We start from the raw sequence: 15575 nt of genomic DNA, 5'->3' as shown, positions 1-15575 counted from the left end.
TCAAGCGCGCGCAAACAGCTCCGCGATCGCCGCGCGGTCGCGGGTGCGGGTCAGCGCCAGCATCAGCAGCACGCGCGCCTTCTGCGGGTTGAGGTTGTCGGCGCTGACGAAGCCCTGCTCGCCATAGCGGCGCGTCGGGAAGGCGCGGCCTGATCCGGCGCGGGAGGACAGCACCACGACGCAGCCCGCGGCGATGGCAACGCCGAGCGCGTCGCGCTCCGCCGGCGTGGTGAAGCCGGGCGCGAAGGCCGCCGCCACGATGCCCTGCGCGCCGGCATCGAGGAAGGCGCGCACCGCGAGCCCGTCGCCGCCCGCGACCGAATAGGTCACGTCCACCCGCGGCGGCGTCTCGATCCCGCGCACGTCGAAATGCTCGGCCATCGGCAGCAGCCGCGCCGGGCGGCGCCACAGGCTGACGCGGTCGGCATCCACATGGCCGAGCGCGCCGAGATCGGGGCTGCGGAAGGTCTGCAGGCGACCGGTCGAGGTCTTGGTCACCTCGCGCGCCGCATGCACCTCGTCGTTCAGCACCACCAGCACACCGAGGCCGCGCGATTGGGGATCGGCCGCGACGCGCACCGCATCCACCAGGTTCATCGGCGCGTCGGAGGAGAGCGCGGTGAAGGGCCGCTGCGCGCCGGTGATCACCACCGGCATCTCGTCGGGCAGGGTCAGCGAGAGGAAATAGGCCGTCTCCTCCAGCGTCGCCGTGCCGTGAGTGACGACGATGCCGGCGAGGTCGGGATGCGCGGCCTTGGTCTCGGCGATGCAGGCCAGCAGCGCGCGCCATTCCGTCCAGCCGATCGCGGTGGAGGGGATGTTGGCGAAGGGCACGGGCACGACATCCGCCACCTCGGCCAGCGCCGGCACGCCGGCGACGAGTTCCGCCGCCGTCAGGATCGGCCGCCCGGAGGAGGCGTAGTCCTGCGTGTCCAGCGGCCCGCGGCCCTGGGACGCGATGGTGCCGCCGGTGCCGATGACCGCGACTTTCGGTTTGCACATGCCGCTCACGTGATGCTCCCCTCGATCACCGCGCAGGTCAGGCGCGAGACACAGGCCAGCTTGCCGTCCGCGCGCCGGATCTCCGTCTGCCAGACCTGTGTCGTGCGGCCCAGATGCAGCGGCCGGCAGAGCGCGGTCACCACCTGGCCGGGCGCGACGCTCGCCATGTGGTTTGCGTTCACCTCCAGGCCGACGGCGCGGCGATCCTCCGGCAGCGCCAGGATGCAGCCAAGCGTGCCCAGCGTCTCCGCCAGCACCACCGAGACGCCGCCATGCAGCGCGCCCATCGGCTGCAGGTGCCGCGCCTCCACCGGCATCGTGGCCTCGAGCGCATCGGGCAGCAGCGCCGTCACCGTGATGCCGAAGACGCCCGCCGCGCCGCGCTGGAGCCGCGCATTGATCGCCTCGAGGTCTACCTGTCGCTGCCAGATCGCCGTCATGGCGCCAGTCACGCGGGCCGGCGGCGCGCCGTCAAGCGGTCGCCGCGCGAAAGACCGCGCCAGCGCCAGGTCATGAGCCCCGCGACCAGGAACAGCCCGACCGCCAGGCCGATCCAGACGCCGACCGGCCCGAGCCCGCCCGGAAAGGCGAGCAGCAGCCCGAGCGGCAGGCCCGCCACCCAATAGCCGAAGCCGGCCAGCAGCATCGGTACGCGCGTATCCTTCAGCCCACGCAGCGCGCCGGAGGCCACGGCCTGCACGCCGTCGGCCAGTTGGAACAGCCCGGCCACCACCAGCAGCGCCGCAGCAAGCCGCGCGGTCTCCGCCGCGCCCGGGTTGGCGGCGTCGAGGAACCCCCAGGCGATCCAGCCGCCGAACAGGATCAGCAGCGCCGCCGAGAACGCCATGAAGCCCGCGCCGAGCGCCAGCGCGACCCAGCCCGCGCGCTCGGCTGCGGCGCGGTCGCCGGCACCGGTCGCCAGCCCGACGCGCGCCGTCGCCGCCTGGCCGATGCCCATCGGCACCATGAAGGTGGCCGAGGCCAGCTGCACCGCGATGGCATGGGCGGCGACCGCCAGCGCGCCCATCCAGCCCATGACCAGCGCGGCGAAGGCGAAGACGCCGATCTCCAGCAGCATGGAGCCCGCGATGGGCAGGCCGATCACCGCCGTCTCCTTCAGCCGCGACGCATCGAAGCGCCACCAGCGGCCGAGGATGCGGAAGCGCCGCAGATGCCGGTCGCGCGCGATCAGCAGCAGCAGGCCCGCCAGCATCGCCAGGTTGCAGAGCGAGGAGGCGATGCCGGCGCCCACCACGCCGAGCGGCGGCACGCCGAGACCGCCATGGATCAGCCAGAGGTTCAGCGGGATGTTGAGCAGGATGCCGAAGCAGGAGACGACCAGCGCCGCGCCAGGCCTTTGCTCGGCGGCGAGGAAGCCGCGGAGCGCGACGAAGGCGCAGAAGCAGGGCATGCCCCACATCAGCGCGCGCACGTAATCGCCCGCCAGCGCGGCGAGCGCCGGCTGCTGCCCGAGCGCCAGCAGCAGCGCCTCGGCCTGCCACAGCAGCAGCCAGATCGGCAGCGTCGCGCCGGCAACCGCCCAAAAGGCCGCGCGCACGTCACGCCGCATGCCGCGCACGAAGCCGTGACCGCGGCCCCGCGTCTGCGCGGTCATCGGCGCCGCCGCCATCGCCAAGCCGAAGCAGGGCGCCAGCGCGGCGAAGAACAGGTTCATCCCGAGCGTCGCGGCGGCCAGTTCCTGCGTGCCGAGCCGGCCGAGGAAAACCGTGTCGGTCAGCGTCAGCGCGAATTGCGTCAGATTGGTCAGCACCAGCGGCCAGGCGAGGACGAGCATCGCTACCGCCTCCGCCCGCCAGGCGGAAGCGTCGCGCACGGCCAGCGGGCGGGCGAGGCTTTCCTTCATGGCGCTCCTCTAGACCGCCGCGCGCGCAACGGCACATGCCGGCGGCGCGGGTGCCGCCTGGGCGGCGCGCATGGGCCGGGGTAGAAACGCCGCTCATGCCGGAGGAGACGACCCGATGCAGCGCCGCCACCTGCTTGCCGCTCCCGCGATCGTGACTGTCGCAGCCACCCTCTCGCGCGAGGCCGAGGCCCAGGCGCCGCGCATCGTCACCGAGGAATTCATGGTGCCGACCCCGACGCAGGGCATCGAGGTGTTCCTGCGCAGCAAGCGCCCCGAAGGCGCGCAGGCCGCGCCGGGCCGCACGCTGCTCTACGTGCATGGCGCGACCTATCCGGCGCACACCGCCTTCGACCTGCCGCTCGCGGGCGTGTCCTGGATGGACTACATCGCCGGCCGCGGCTTCGACGTGTGGTCCCTGGACCTACCCGGCTATGGCCGCTCCACGCGTCCCGAGGCGATGTCCCAGCCGCCCGAGGCGAACCCGCCGCTGGTGCGCGGCGACCAGGCCGTGGCGGCGATCGGCGCCGCGGCGGCCTTCATCCGCCAGCAGCGCGGCGTGCCGCGCATGCAGATGATGGCCTGGTCCTGGGGCTGCTCGCTGATCGCGCGCTACGCCACCGAGAATGCCGCCGCGGTGGAGCGCCTGGTGCTCTACGCGCCGGAATGGCTGCGCGAGCAGGCGAGCCAGGCCTCCCCCGGCGCGCAGCTCGGCGCCTATCGCATGGTGACGCAGACGCAGGCGCGGGAGCGCTGGATGAACGGGGTGCCCGAGGTCGCGCGCGCAAACCTGATCCCGCCCGGCTGGTTCGAGCACTGGGCCGGCGTGACCTGGGCGACCGATCCGGAAGGCATGCGGCGCAACCCCTCCGTGCTGCGCGCGCCGAACGGCGTGCTGCTCGACAGCCGCGAATACTGGCAGTCCGGCCGCCCCTACTGGGACCCGGCGAAGGTCACCGTGCCGACGCTGCTGGTCGTGGGCGAGTGGGACCGCGACACGCCGCCCGCCATGGCCACCACGATCTTCCCGCTGCTGACCGCGAGCCCGGGCAAGCGCTGCGTCCTGCTCGGCGAGGGCACGCACAGCATGCTGATGGAGCGAAATCGCGGCGCGCTCTACCAGGCCGTGCAGGTCTTCCTGGAGGAAGCGGCGGCCGGCTGAAATCTTCTCCATGCGGGCGCCTTTGGCGGGGCCGTGTTATTGCGCGGTTCAGAGGCGGTGCCCGAGGATGCGGCCGTGCCGGACCGGTCCGGCCGAGTCTCGGGAAATTCCTCCATGCTGCTGCGCCGCTGCCTGCCCGCCGCCATCCTTGCGCTCGCCCTCGCCACGCCGGCGCTGGCCCAGGACCCCTCCTTCCGCCTGAACAACCGCTCGAACGCGACGATCAACGAGATCTACGTCTCCTCCGCGAACGACAATTCCTGGGGCAGCGATCTGCTGGGGCAGAACGTGCTCGGGCCGGGACAGACGCTGGTGATCCGCCTGCCGCAGGGCCAGTGCCTCAACGACATCCGCGTGGTGCTCGCCAACGGCCAGTCGCATGAGCGGCGCCGCGTGGATACCTGCCAGATCACCGACTACAATATTCAGTAGTGCGCTCAAACGCCGGGCGCGCGCTCCGCGCGCTTTTTGTGTGCCCTCAAACGCCGGGCGGCGGCTCCGCCGCCTTGGCTTCGCGCCGCGCACTGAAGCGCTGATGCCTGCGGCCGGTCTGGGCGCGGGCCGCGTTCGCGGCCTCGGCCCGCTTCGCGAGCCGCTCTCTCCGGTTGCCCTCAGAAGCCCGGCGCATGATCAACCGAGCGGAAACCGCACCACGAAGGTCGCGCCACCGCCGGGCGTGTCCTCCACCGCGATGCCGCCGCCATGCGACTTCGCGATGGTGCGGCAGAGCGCGAGGCCGACGCCCGTGCCCTCGCCATCCGGCTTGGTGGTGAAGAAGGGATCGAACACCCGCTCGCGCAGCGCCTCCGGCACGCCCGGCCCGTTGTCCGCCACGCGCAGCACCGCCGCCGTGCCCTCGCGCCGCAGCGTCACCGCGATGCGGCGGATCCCGCCGGCGGGCTCCGCGCCTGCCAGCGCCGAGCGCGCATTGCCGACCAGGTTGCCGACGAGATGCGCGATCTGGTCCGCATCGCCGCGGATCGTCGGCAGGTCGCGGGCAAGCTCGACGCGCAGCTCCATCCCCGCCGCCTGCGCGGCCTCCACCGTCAGGTCGAGGCCTGTCTCCACCGCGCGCGCCAGATCCACGGGATCGCGCCGCGCCGGCTTCTGCCGCGCGCTCGCCAGCAGGCTGGCGACGATGCGTCCGCAGCGCTCCGCCGCCAGGCGCACCTTCTCCGCGCGCTCCGCCATCGGCGTGCCCTCCGCCTCCTCGGCGAGCAGCAGCGACTGCGCGGCGACGACGGCGAGGGGATTGTTGATCTCATGCGCGACGCCGGCCAGCAGGCTCGCGATGGCGGAGAGCCGCTCGTTGCGGCGCAGCGCGTCGCGGCTGGCGCGCTGCGCGCGCTCCGCCTCGCGCCGCGCGGTGATGTCGATGTAGGTGTTGACCAGCGTGCCGTCCGACAGCCGCTCGCGCCGCACCTCGACGACACGGCCATCTGGGCGTGTCTCCTCGAAGCGGCCGGCGGGCGCGGTCATGATCTGCGCGACGCGCGCGACGACCAGCTCCTCCTCGGCGCGCTGCGGGTCCTCGCCGGCGTAGAAGTCGCTCCGGCGGATCCGGTCGCGCACGAACTCGGCTACCGGCGTGCCCGGTGCGGCAAGATGCTCGGGGAAGCCGTACATCCGCATGAAGCCGCGATTGGCGAGCACGAGCCGCGCGTCCGTCCCGACGATGTTCACGCCATCCGCGATGCCTTCGAGGATGGCACGCAGATGCGCGCGCTGCGCCGCCGCCTCCTCCTCCCGCCGCTTCAGGTCGGTGAGGTCGCGCATGGAATTGATGAAGGCGTCGGACGGCGCGCCCTGCGTCCCGAAGGGCGAGAAGGTGTAGGAGATGTAGCGGCGCCCGTTCTTGCGATAGTCCACCCAGCCTTCCATGCGCACCACCTCGCCCGCCAGCGCGCGGTCGGAGACCGGCTTCAGCTTCGCCGTCAGCTCGGGGCCGATCAGCTCGGTGGTCGTCATGCCGATGATCTCCTCCGGCCTGCGGCCGGCGAAGTCGGCGAACTCGCGGTTCACATAGAGGTAGCGCCGCTCGCGGTTGATCACGCACACGCGCGCCGGCGCCGCGTCCAGCACGCCGCGCAGCAGCGTCACCTCGGCCTCCAGCCTGGCGATTTCAGGCTTCGGCGGCAGGGTCGAAGACATAGCCCGCGCCGCGGATGGTCTTGATCACCGCCGGCCGCTCCGGCACGGCCTCCACCTTCCGCCGGATGCGCGCGATGCGCACATCGATCGAGCGGTCGAAATGCTCGTCGCCGCGCGGATGCGCGAGGTCGAGCAGCGTCTCGCGGCTCAGCACCCGGCCTGGGCGCTCGGCGAAGGCGCGCAGCAGGGCGAATTCGCTTGGACCGAGCGGGATCTCCACCCCATCCGCGCCGATCAGCCGCCGCGCATCGAGGTCGAGCCAGGTGCGGCCCATCCGCACGCGCTTGCCCGGCGGGATGCCGGGCGCCGCGGCGGCGGGCGCCGCGGCGGCAGGCACGGCGGCCACCGCCTGCTGCGTCGCCTCCCGCCGCCGCAGCACGGCACGCAGCCGCGCCAGCAGCTCGCGCAGGTCCACGGGCTTGGCGATGTAGTCGTCCGCGCCGACCTCGAGACCGACGACCCGATCCACCACGTCGCCCGCCGCGGTCAGCATGACGATGCCGATGTCCGAATCGGCGCGCAGCGCGCGGGCGATCGAAAGCCCGTCCTCGCCGGGCATGGCGATGTCGAGCACGACGAGATCGGCCGGCCGGTCCGCCAGCAGGCGGCGCAGCGCGGCGCCGTCCTCGGCCTGGCGCACGTCGAGGCCGCGCTTGCCGAGATACTCGGCCACCGCGCCGCGCAGGTCCGGCTCGTCGTCGCAGACGATGATGGCGGCGGTCTCCGCCATGGATCCCTCCCTCCTGGGCTGCGAATCGCGCCGCATATGTCCCCCGCGCGGCGCGACGCGGCAAGCGCCTTGTGATGCAACATGTTGCGCGACGATTGTGCAACAGGCGACACGAAGCGACGGCCGCGCAACATGGCGGCGAAACGAGCCCCGGCGCGGAGGCCATCCGGGGCACCCCGCCGCGGCGCCGGGCGTCGCCCCCGGGCGTTGACAGCGCGCATCGCGGGCGCCTCACTGCCCGCCGCGGTGCCGCGCACCGTAGGGGAAGCGCCATGGCCAGCCACGACGACCACGACCAGACCAAGAAGCCCTTCAAGCTGCGCAGCCAGCGCTGGTTCGACGACCCGTCGGACCCCGGCATGACCTCGCTCTACTGCGAGCGGCAGCTGAATTTCGGCATGACCTTCGACGAGCTGCAGTCCGGCCGCCCGATCATCGGCATCAGCCAGACCGGCAGCGACATCGCGCCCTGCAACCGGCACCACACCATCCTGTCGCAGCGCATCAAGGAAGGCATCCGCGATGCCGGCGGCGTGCCGCTGGAATTCCCCGTCCACCAGATCCAGGAGACGCTGAAGCGCCCGACCGCGGCGCTGGACCGCAACCTGCAGTATCTCTCCCTGGTCGAGATCCTGCACGGCTACCCGCTGGATGCCGTCGTTCTGACCATCGGCTGCGACAAGACGCCGGGTGCGGCGCTGATGGCGGCGGCGACGATGAACATTCCGGCCATCGCTTTCTCCGGCGGGCCGATGCTGGATGGCTGGTATCGCGGCCGCCTGGTGGGCTCCGGCACGGTCGTTTGGGAAGCGCGGCGGATGCTCGCGGCCGGCGAGATCGACAACCGCCAGTTCATGGAGGCGGTGGCGGCTTCCTCCACCTCCTGGGGGCATTGCTCCACCATGGGCACGGCGCTGTCCATGAATTCGCTGGTCGAAGCGGTCGGCATGAGCCTGACCGGCTGCGCCGCCATCCCCGGGCCGCATCGGGAACGGGCGCAGATGGCCTACTGGTCCGGCCGGCGCATCGTGGAGATGGTGAAGGAGAACCTGACCCCCTCCGCGGTGATGACGAAGAAGGCCTTCGAGAACGCGGTCGCCGTCGCCAGCGCGATCGGCGCCAGCAGCAACTGCCCGCCGCACATGATCGCCATCGCGCGCCACATGGGCGTGGACCACACGCTGGAGGACTGGCAGCGCGTCGGCGCCGACCTGCCGCTGCTGGTGGATTGCCAGCCCGCCGGCCGCTTCCTGGGCGAGGCCTTCCACCGCGCCGGCGGCGTGCCCGCGGTGATGAAGGAGCTGCTGGAAGCCGGCCGCCTGCATGGCGACGTGATGACCGTGACAGGCAAGACCGTCGCCGAGAACCTGAAGGACGTGCCGCTCTCCCCCGACCGCGAGGTGATCCGCAGCTTCGGGAAGCCGATGAAGGAGAAGGCCGGCTACCTGGTGCTGACCGGCAACATCTTCGACAACGCCGTCATCAAGGTGAGCGTCATCGACGAGGAATTCCGCAAGCGCTTCTTCTCCGACGACCCGGACGTGTTCGAAGGCAAGGCCGCGGTGTTCGAAGGGCCGGAGGACTACCACGCCCGCATCGAGGATCCGTCGCTCGGCATCGACGAGAAGACGATCCTCGTCGTCCGCAACTGCGGTCCCGTCGGCTATCCGGGCAGCGCCGAGGTGGTGAATATGCAGCCGCCGGCGGCGCTGATCAAACAGGGCGTCAACGCGCTGCCGACCATGGGCGACGGGCGGCAGAGCGGCACTTCGGGCAGCCCCTCCATCCTGAACGTCACGCCGGAAGCGGCGGTGGGCGGCGGGCTGGCGCTGCTGAAGCATGGCGACCGCATCCGCATCGACCTGAAGAACCGCCGCGTGGACGTGCTGATCCCGGCTGAGGAACTGGCCGCGCGCAAGGCCGCCTGGACGCCGCCGAAGCTGCTGAACAAGACGCCCTGGGAGGAGATCTACCGGAACAATGTCGGCCAGCTCGGCACCGGTGCCTGCCTGGAACCCGCGACGCTCTACCTGAACATCCTGGAGACGCGGGGCGAAAGCCGCCACAACCACTGACGCGGCCCGATGACCGCAGGGGCGTCAGCCCCGAAGGTCTGAATCGGCCCGCCCAACATGCAGCCCGTTCGCCTCGCGTTAATGCCGCGCGGCGACACTGCCGCGCGGCATGAAGCATCTGCTCGACCGCCTGCAGCGGCTGGACGTGCTGATCCTGGACGACAGCCGCTCCATGCGGGAGCTGCTGAAAGGCGTGCTGCGCAGCTTCTGGGTGCCGGCGCCGCGCGAGGCCGCCGACGTGGCGGCGGCGCTGGCCGAGCTGCATCGCCTGCCGCCCGACCTCGTCATCGCCGACTGGGAGATGCCACCGCCGGACGGGCTGCATTTCGTGCGCAGCCTGCGCGCCCTGCCCGATGCGCGGCTGCGCCGGACGCCCGTGCTGATGGTCACCGCCCATACCGAGCAATGGCGCATCAACGCCGCGCGCGACGCCGGCGTGACGGAGTTCCTCGCCAAGCCGATCAGCGCGGGCGGGCTGGCTGAACGCGTGGCCGCCATCCTCGAGCAGCCGCGGCCCTTCGTGCAGGCCCGCGCCTTCCGCGGCCCCTGCCGGCGCCGCCAATACCTGCCCCCGCCTGAGGCCGAGCGGCGGCTCGCCGCGCCCGGCGAGGGGCCCGCCCCCTGCCTCGACGAATTGCATGCCGCCTGGCTCGCCTGCCGCACGCACCCGTCCTCGCGCGAGGCCGCGGCGCGGCTGTTCCGCGCGGCGCACACGCTGCGCGGCGAGGGCGCGAGCCTTGGCTACCCGCTGGTCACCGGCGTCGCCACCTCGCTCTGCCGCGTGCTGGAACGCGGCCATGCGCGGCATCGCGTCGCCTGGGCGACGGTGCAGGCGCATCTCGACACGCTGGATGCTGTGCTGCGCGAGCGGCTCACCGGCGGTGGCGGCGCGGCGGGCCATGCGCTGCTGCTGGCGCTGCGCGAGCGGGTCGAGGACGGCACCGCGGCGCTGCGCGCGGCCGGGCTCTCGACCGCGCCCGGCTGACGCGCCGCCGCGCGGGGCGGTTGACGCGCCGCCGTCGCCTGCTCAAGGTCCGCCGGCAAGGTTCGTGGAGGAAGCGGCATGGCGGGACGTCTGGCGGGCAAGCGCGCCTTCGTGACGGCCGCGGCGCAGGGCATCGGGCGGGCCACCGCGCTCGCCTTCGCCGCCGAGGGCGCCGAGGTGATCGCCACCGACAAGGACGCTGCGAAACTGGCCGAGCTGCGCGCGCCGGGCCTCTCCACGCAGCCGCTCGACATGCTGGACGCCGCGGCGATCGAGGCCGCGGCGAAGGCCGCCGGGCCGGTCGACATCCTGTTCAACTGCGCGGGCTTCGTGCACCAGAACACGGTGCTGACCGCGACCGAAGCGGAGTGGGACTTCGCCTTCGACCTGAATGTCCGCTCCATGTGGCGGATGTCGCGCGCGGTGCTGCCGGGGATGCTGGAACGCAAGCGCGGCGCCATCGTGAACATGAGCAGCGCCTGCTCCTCCCTGAAGGGCGCGCCGAACCGCTTCATCTACGGCACCACCAAGGCCGCGGTGATCGGCCTGACCAAGAGCATCGCGACCGAATACGTGACGCAGGGCATCCGCTGCAACGCGATCTGCCCCGGCACGGTGGACACGCCGAGCCTCGGCGACCGCATCGCCGCCAATGCCGCGCAGGCCGGCGGCCTGGACGCCGCCCGCGCCGCCTTCGTCGCGCGCCAGGCGATGGGACGGCTGGCGACGGCGGAGGAGATGGCGGCGCTGGCCGTCTACCTCGCCAGCGACGAAAGCGCCTTCGTCACCGGCCAGGCCATCGTCATCGACGGCGGTTGGATGTTGTGACGTGTGCCCTCCACTTCTCCCTCCCCCGCAGTGCGGGGGAGGGTCGGGGTGGGGGCAGCGCCACTTCTCTGATCTAGCCGGCCCACGCCACACGGGTTAGGAAAACCGCCATGAAACTCCTCCGATACGGTCCCGCCGGCGCCGAGAAGCCCGGCATGCTCGATGCCTCCGGCACGATCCGCGACCTGTCCGGCGTCATCGCCGACCTCAAGGGCGATGCGCTCTCCCCCGCCGGGCTCGCGAAGCTCGCGGCGCTCGATGCGTCGAAGCTGCCGGCGGTCTCCGGCAATCCGCGCCTCGGCCCGCCGGTGACGGGGCTGACGAACTTCATCTGCATCGGCCTGAACTACGCCGACCACGCGGCGGAGACGGGTGCGGCGATCCCGAAGGAGCCGATCGTGTTCCTGAAGTCGCTCGGCGCGCTCTGCGGCCCGAATGACGACGTGATCATCCCGAAGGGCAGCGTGAAGACCGACTGGGAAGTGGAGCTCGCCGTCATCATCGGCAGCACGGCCAAGTGCGTGTCCGAGGACGCCGCGATGGACCATGTCGCCGGCTACGCCGTCTGCAACGACGTGTCGGAGCGCGAATGGCAGATCGAGCGCGGCGGCACCTGGGACAAGGGCAAGGGCTGCGACACCTTCGGCCCGCTCGGCCCCTGGCTGGTGACGAAGGACGAGATCGCGGATCCGCAGGACCTGGCGATGACGCTCGACGTGGATGGCCAGCGCATGCAGAACGGCTCCACGCGCACCATGATCTTCGGCGTGCGACACCTGGTCTCCTACGTCTCGCACTTCATCACGCTGCATCCGGGCGACGTGATCTCCACCGGCACGCCGCCCGGCGTCGGCCTCGGCCAGAAGCCGCCGATGTTCCTGAAGGCGGGGCAGGTGATGAAGCTCTCCATCCAGGGCCTCGGCGAGCAGACGCAGCGCACGGTGGCCTATTCGGGCTGATGTCCGACCTCACCGTCCTGATCTTCGACTTCCCCAACAGCGCCTTCGGTCCCGACCGGACCGAGGCGCTCAAGCCGCTGGCCGAGGACATCGCCGGCCAGCGCGGGCTGCTTTGGAAGATCTGGACGGAGGAGCCCGCCGCCGGCCGCGCCGGCGGCATCTACCTGTTCGAGAACCGCGCGGCCGCCGAGGCCTATCACGCGATGCATGCTGCGCGCCTCGCCGCGCGCGGCGTCACGGGCATCGAGGCGACCTATCGCGGCATCAACGCGCTTTTGAGCCGCATCGACCGGGCGCCGATCCCGTAACCGCGGCCCGGAACCCGCGTTCCACCCGGTGACCACCGGGAGGGAATGCGATGGGCGCATGGGTCGCCTTGGTGCTGGCCGTGGCGGGCGGCCAGCCGGTCCTGGAAACCCGCTACTTCGACAGTGCCGCGGAATGCCGGGCCTGGGCGGACCGCGTCACCACGCCGCCGCCGGCGCTGCGCCCCGATGCGGGCCACCAGGTCGCGCAATGCTTCCATGTGCGCGAACTGATTGCCCGGCTTGCGCAGGGGCGCTGAGCGGTTCCGTCAGCGGAAGACCAGGGTCGGCAGCGCCAGCGTGATCCAGGGCACGTAGGTCAGCACCATCAGGCAGGCGAAGATCACGCCGATGAAGACCGGCAGGTAGCGCATCATCTTGTCGATGCTGGTGCCTGCCACCTGCGCCGCGGCGAACAGGTTCACGCCGAAGGGTGGCGTGATCATGCCCATCGCCAGGTTCACCACCATGATCGTGCCGAAATGCACGCCATCCACGCCGAGGCGACCCGCCGCCTCCTGCAGGATCGGCGCGAGCACGATGATGGAGGCCGAGGTCTCCACGAACATGCCGACGACGAAGAGGAACAGGTTCACAGCCAGCAGGTACCAGGACGCCTCGTCGAAGGTCTGCACCAGCCACTCGGCCGCCATGTCGGGCACGCCCTGGCGGTTCAGCAGCCAGGAGAACAGCGCCGCGCAGGCGATGATGAACATGATCACCGCGGAGCTGATCACCGACTTGCGGAAGATCGGATAGAGGTCGCGCGGGCGGATCTCGCGGTGGATCAGCAGCCCGACGATCAGCGCATAGACCACGGCGACGACGGAGGCCTCGGTCGGCGTGGTGATGCCGCCATAGATGCCGCCGAGCACGACCACCGGCATGAACAGCGCCCAGCCCGCCTGCTTCGTGGCCTGCAGGAAGGGCAGCCTTCCCTCGCCGTCGAGCTTCCCCCAGCCCTTGATGCGGCACCAGACCAGCACCGTGCCGACCAGCGCGGCAGCGATCAGCAGCCCCGGCCCGAAGCCGGCGAGGAACAGCTCCGGGATCGAGGTCTGGGTCGAGACGCCGTAGAGGATCATCGGGATGGAGGGCGGGATGACCACCCCGAGCTCGGCCGCCGTCGCCTGCAGCGCGGCGGCGAAGGCCACCGGATAGCCGGCGCGCACCAGCGCCGGGATCATGATGGCCCCGATCGCGAAGGTGGTCGCGACCGAGGAGCCGCTGATCGCGGCGAAGATCATGCAGGTCAGGACGCAGGTGGCCGGCAGCCCGCCCTGGATGCGGCCGACGATGGATTTTGCGAAATCCACCAGGCGGCGGCTGATCCCGCCGACCTCCATAAGGTTGCCCGCCAGGATGAAGAACGGGATGGCGGCCAGCGGGAAGCGGTCGATGCCGACGAAGAGCTGCTGCGCCGCGACGATCAGCGGGAAACTGGTGTAGCCGGCGATGCCGACCACCGCGGCGACGCCGATCGCCACCGCAACGGGGATGCTGGCTGCGAACAGCACCAGCATCACCGTGAGCATCGCGCCGCTCATTGTTGGGTGCCCTCAGACGGCGGGCGCGCGCATCCGCGCGCTTGGCGTCGTGCGAGCAGCACGCCTTCGGCGTGTCGCGCCGCGCACTGGCGCATCAAGCGGTGATGATGGTCTGGGCGCGGGCCGCTTTCGCGGCCTCGGATCGCGCGGGGCGCGATCCGCCAGTCCTGGACGGGACGGCGGCTCATACCGCGTTCTCCAGTTCCTCGGCGCGGCGGTCGAGGAAATGCGCGGTCGCGCCCACCATCGCGAAGACCGCGCCGAGCGGGATGGCGGCATAGGCGTAGGCCATCGAGAACTCCAGCCCGGCGATGGTCTGGAACTGCACGCGCTCCGTCATCGCCCAGCCGAACCAGAACATCACCCCCATGAAGGAGAGCACGAAGGCGAGCGTCGCTGCCTCCACCGCGCGCCGCACCGCGCCCCGCGAATAGCGGTGCGCCACGTCGATCGAGACCAGCGCGCCCGCGCGCAGCGCCACCGCCACGCCCAGGTAGCACATCCAGATCAGGGAGATCCGCACCAGCGCCTCGGACCAGGGCGAGGGCGTCTCCGTGGCGAAGCGGGAGAAGACCTGCCAGGCGCCGGCGCTGACCGCGACGGCCAGCGCGATGCAGGCCAGGATGGACGCGACCCCGGTCGAGACGCGGTCGAGAGCCAGCACCGCACGGCGGACGGCGCTGCGTGGCCCGCCACCCCGCCCCTGCTCGCGCCCCGCCCAGAGCGCGACGCCGACCGCGACGACCGTCGCGGCGACGGTCACCTGCAGCGGCATGACGTTCATCGGGTTCATCGGCTCTCCCGCCCAAGAAGAAGGGCGCGGGGGGATGCCCCCGCGCCCCTGTCAGCCCGCGACGTCGGGGCTCACGAGCCCGGGCGCCACTCCCGGATGCGGCGGATCAGGGCGCTGTCGAGGCCCTGCTCGATCTGCGCCGAGCCGCCGGCGAGCGCCTGCTGGAAGGCCGCGCTGTCCACCTGCGTCACCACCGTCATGCCGCGGCGGCGCAGCTCCTCCACGCCGGTCTGCTCGTCGGCGGTCACGCGCGCGCGGTTGGCCGCCGCGGCGTCACGGCCGGCCTGCATCAGGGCGGCACGGTCCTGCTGGCTCAGCCGGTTCACGAAGGCCGGGCTGCACAGCAGCAGCGCCGGCGAATAGACGTGGCCGGTCAGCGTCAGGTAGCGCTGCACCTGGTTCAGGTTGTTGTTCAGGATGACCGGGATCGGGTTCTCCTGCCCGTCCACCGTGCCCTGCTGCAGCGCCGGCACCAGCTCGCTGAACGCCATCGGCGTCGGCAGGGCGCCGAGCGTCTGGAAGGCGCGCATGTGCACCGGGTTCTCCATGGTGCGCACCTTCAGGCCGCGCACATCGGCCGGCGTGTTCACCTCGCGCCGGCTGTTCGTCATGTGGCGGAAGCCGTTCTCCAGCCAGGCGACCGCGATGATGCCGCGCGCGGGGAAGCGGCCGAGCATCTCCTGCCCGATCTCGCTGTCGAGCACGCCGCGCGCATGCGCGGTGTCGCGGAACAGGAAGGGCACGTCCAGGTTGCGCGTTTCCGGAACGAAGTTGCCGACCGGGCCCGTCGAGGTGATGTTGCACTCGATGGTGCCGATCTGGACGCTTTCGATCGCCTCGCGCTCGTTGTCGTTGCGCTGGTAGACCACGCGGAAGCGGTTGTTGGTCAGCCGCTCGAAGGTGTCCTTGAAGGCGGACGCGCCGGCCCCGTAGTGGCTGTTGATGCCGATCGGGCTCTGGATGGTGACCTGGGTCTGCGCGAGGGCGGGTGCCGCGGACAGCGACAGGGCCAGCGCAGCGGCCAGCATCAGGCGACGGTTCAGGTGCATCGGCGTTGTCTCCCCAAGGACGAGGCACCGCGTGCGGCGCCGGCTGGCCCCCTATAAGTGAAGGGGGGGCGGCGCTTCAATCCCGCCTCCCGCGCGGCGGAGAGCGCGCGGCCGGGGCCATCGGGGAT

The 15575-nt window shown here is 71.7% G+C and carries 16 protein-coding genes; 8 read left to right on the top strand and 8 right to left on the bottom strand.

Translation table 11 applies throughout. From position 1 onward, the window contains the following. The 3 genes from DFH01_RS17925 to DFH01_RS17915 are packed head-to-tail and all read right to left on the bottom strand — an operon-like array spanning position 1 to position 2866. Positions 1-1002, bottom strand: a complete 1002-nt coding sequence (locus DFH01_RS17925) for an asparaginase (RefSeq protein ID WP_109871854.1) — start codon at positions 1000-1002, stop codon at positions 1-3. Positions 1003-1007: 5 nt separating this feature from the next. Then, positions 1008-1442, bottom strand: a complete 435-nt coding sequence (locus DFH01_RS17920) for a PaaI family thioesterase (RefSeq protein WP_109871853.1) — start codon at positions 1440-1442, stop codon at positions 1008-1010. A gap of 8 nt (positions 1443-1450) precedes the next feature. Further along, positions 1451-2866, bottom strand: a complete 1416-nt coding sequence (locus tag DFH01_RS17915) for an MATE family efflux transporter (RefSeq protein ID WP_233256168.1) — start codon at positions 2864-2866, stop codon at positions 1451-1453. Positions 2867-2981: 115 nt separating this feature from the next. Here DFH01_RS17915 and DFH01_RS17910 point away from each other — a divergent pair, with 115 nt between their 5' ends. Further along, positions 2982-4025 (top strand): alpha/beta hydrolase, encoded by a 1044-nt coding sequence (locus DFH01_RS17910; RefSeq protein WP_109871852.1) that lies wholly within the window; start codon positions 2982-2984, stop codon positions 4023-4025. A 114-nt stretch (positions 4026-4139) separates the two neighbouring features. Beyond that, positions 4140-4457: a hypothetical protein gene (locus DFH01_RS17905; protein ID WP_109871851.1), complete on the top strand. Its 318-nt coding sequence runs from the start codon at positions 4140-4142 to the stop codon at positions 4455-4457. A 198-nt stretch (positions 4458-4655) separates the two neighbouring features. On the opposite strand, the gene DFH01_RS17900 is transcribed toward DFH01_RS17905, so the two are convergent. After that, complete coding sequence (locus tag DFH01_RS17900) at positions 4656-6176, bottom strand: PAS domain-containing sensor histidine kinase (RefSeq protein WP_109871850.1); 1521 nt, start codon at positions 6174-6176, stop codon at positions 4656-4658. Beyond that, positions 6148-6906: a response regulator gene (locus tag DFH01_RS17895; protein WP_109871849.1), complete on the bottom strand. Its 759-nt coding sequence runs from the start codon at positions 6904-6906 to the stop codon at positions 6148-6150. The genes DFH01_RS17900 and DFH01_RS17895 overlap by 29 nt, the downstream gene beginning before the upstream one ends. A 272-nt stretch (positions 6907-7178) precedes the next feature. On the opposite strand from DFH01_RS17895, the gene DFH01_RS17890 reads away from it, so the two are divergent. The 6 genes from DFH01_RS17890 (at position 7179) to DFH01_RS17865 (ending at position 12318) form a co-directional block, all read left to right on the top strand. Further along, positions 7179-8981, top strand: coding sequence for an IlvD/Edd family dehydratase (locus DFH01_RS17890; protein WP_109871848.1), 1803 nt, complete (start codon positions 7179-7181; stop codon positions 8979-8981). 109 nt (positions 8982-9090) lie between these two features. After that, positions 9091-9966 carry a response regulator gene (locus DFH01_RS17885; RefSeq protein ID WP_109871847.1) on the top strand — a complete coding sequence of 292 codons (876 nt, stop codon included), beginning with the start codon at positions 9091-9093 and terminating at the stop codon, positions 9964-9966. A 78-nt stretch (positions 9967-10044) separates the two neighbouring features. Continuing rightward, positions 10045-10794: an SDR family oxidoreductase gene (locus tag DFH01_RS17880; protein ID WP_109871846.1), complete on the top strand. Its 750-nt coding sequence runs from the start codon at positions 10045-10047 to the stop codon at positions 10792-10794. Between the two features lie 110 nt (positions 10795-10904). After that, positions 10905-11753: a fumarylacetoacetate hydrolase family protein gene (locus tag DFH01_RS17875; RefSeq protein WP_109871845.1), complete on the top strand. Its 849-nt coding sequence runs from the start codon at positions 10905-10907 to the stop codon at positions 11751-11753. Next, positions 11753-12061, top strand: coding sequence for a YdhR family protein (locus tag DFH01_RS17870; protein ID WP_109871844.1), 309 nt, complete (start codon positions 11753-11755; stop codon positions 12059-12061). The genes DFH01_RS17875 and DFH01_RS17870 overlap by 1 nt, the downstream gene beginning before the upstream one ends. A 50-nt stretch (positions 12062-12111) precedes the next feature. Further along, positions 12112-12318 (top strand): hypothetical protein, encoded by a 207-nt coding sequence (locus DFH01_RS17865; protein ID WP_109871843.1) that lies wholly within the window; start codon positions 12112-12114, stop codon positions 12316-12318. Positions 12319-12327: 9 nt separating this feature from the next. Here DFH01_RS17865 and DFH01_RS17860 read toward each other — a convergent pair whose 3' ends face one another. The 3 genes from DFH01_RS17860 to DFH01_RS17850 form a co-directional block, all read right to left on the bottom strand. Then, positions 12328-13605: a TRAP transporter large permease gene (locus tag DFH01_RS17860; protein ID WP_109871842.1), complete on the bottom strand. Its 1278-nt coding sequence runs from the start codon at positions 13603-13605 to the stop codon at positions 12328-12330. Positions 13606-13789: 184 nt separating this feature from the next. Further along, positions 13790-14398, bottom strand: a complete 609-nt coding sequence (locus DFH01_RS17855; RefSeq protein WP_233256167.1) for a TRAP transporter small permease — start codon at positions 14396-14398, stop codon at positions 13790-13792. 71 nt (positions 14399-14469) lie between these two features. Continuing rightward, complete coding sequence (locus tag DFH01_RS17850) at positions 14470-15447, bottom strand: DctP family TRAP transporter solute-binding subunit (RefSeq protein ID WP_109871841.1); 978 nt, start codon at positions 15445-15447, stop codon at positions 14470-14472. Positions 15448-15575: the final 128 nt, after the last annotated feature.

This window comes from Falsiroseomonas bella, assembly GCF_003173615.1.
GTDB classification, from domain to species: domain Bacteria; phylum Pseudomonadota; class Alphaproteobacteria; order Acetobacterales; family Acetobacteraceae; genus Falsiroseomonas; species Falsiroseomonas bella.
This window is presented reverse-complemented; position numbering and strand designations above follow the sequence as displayed.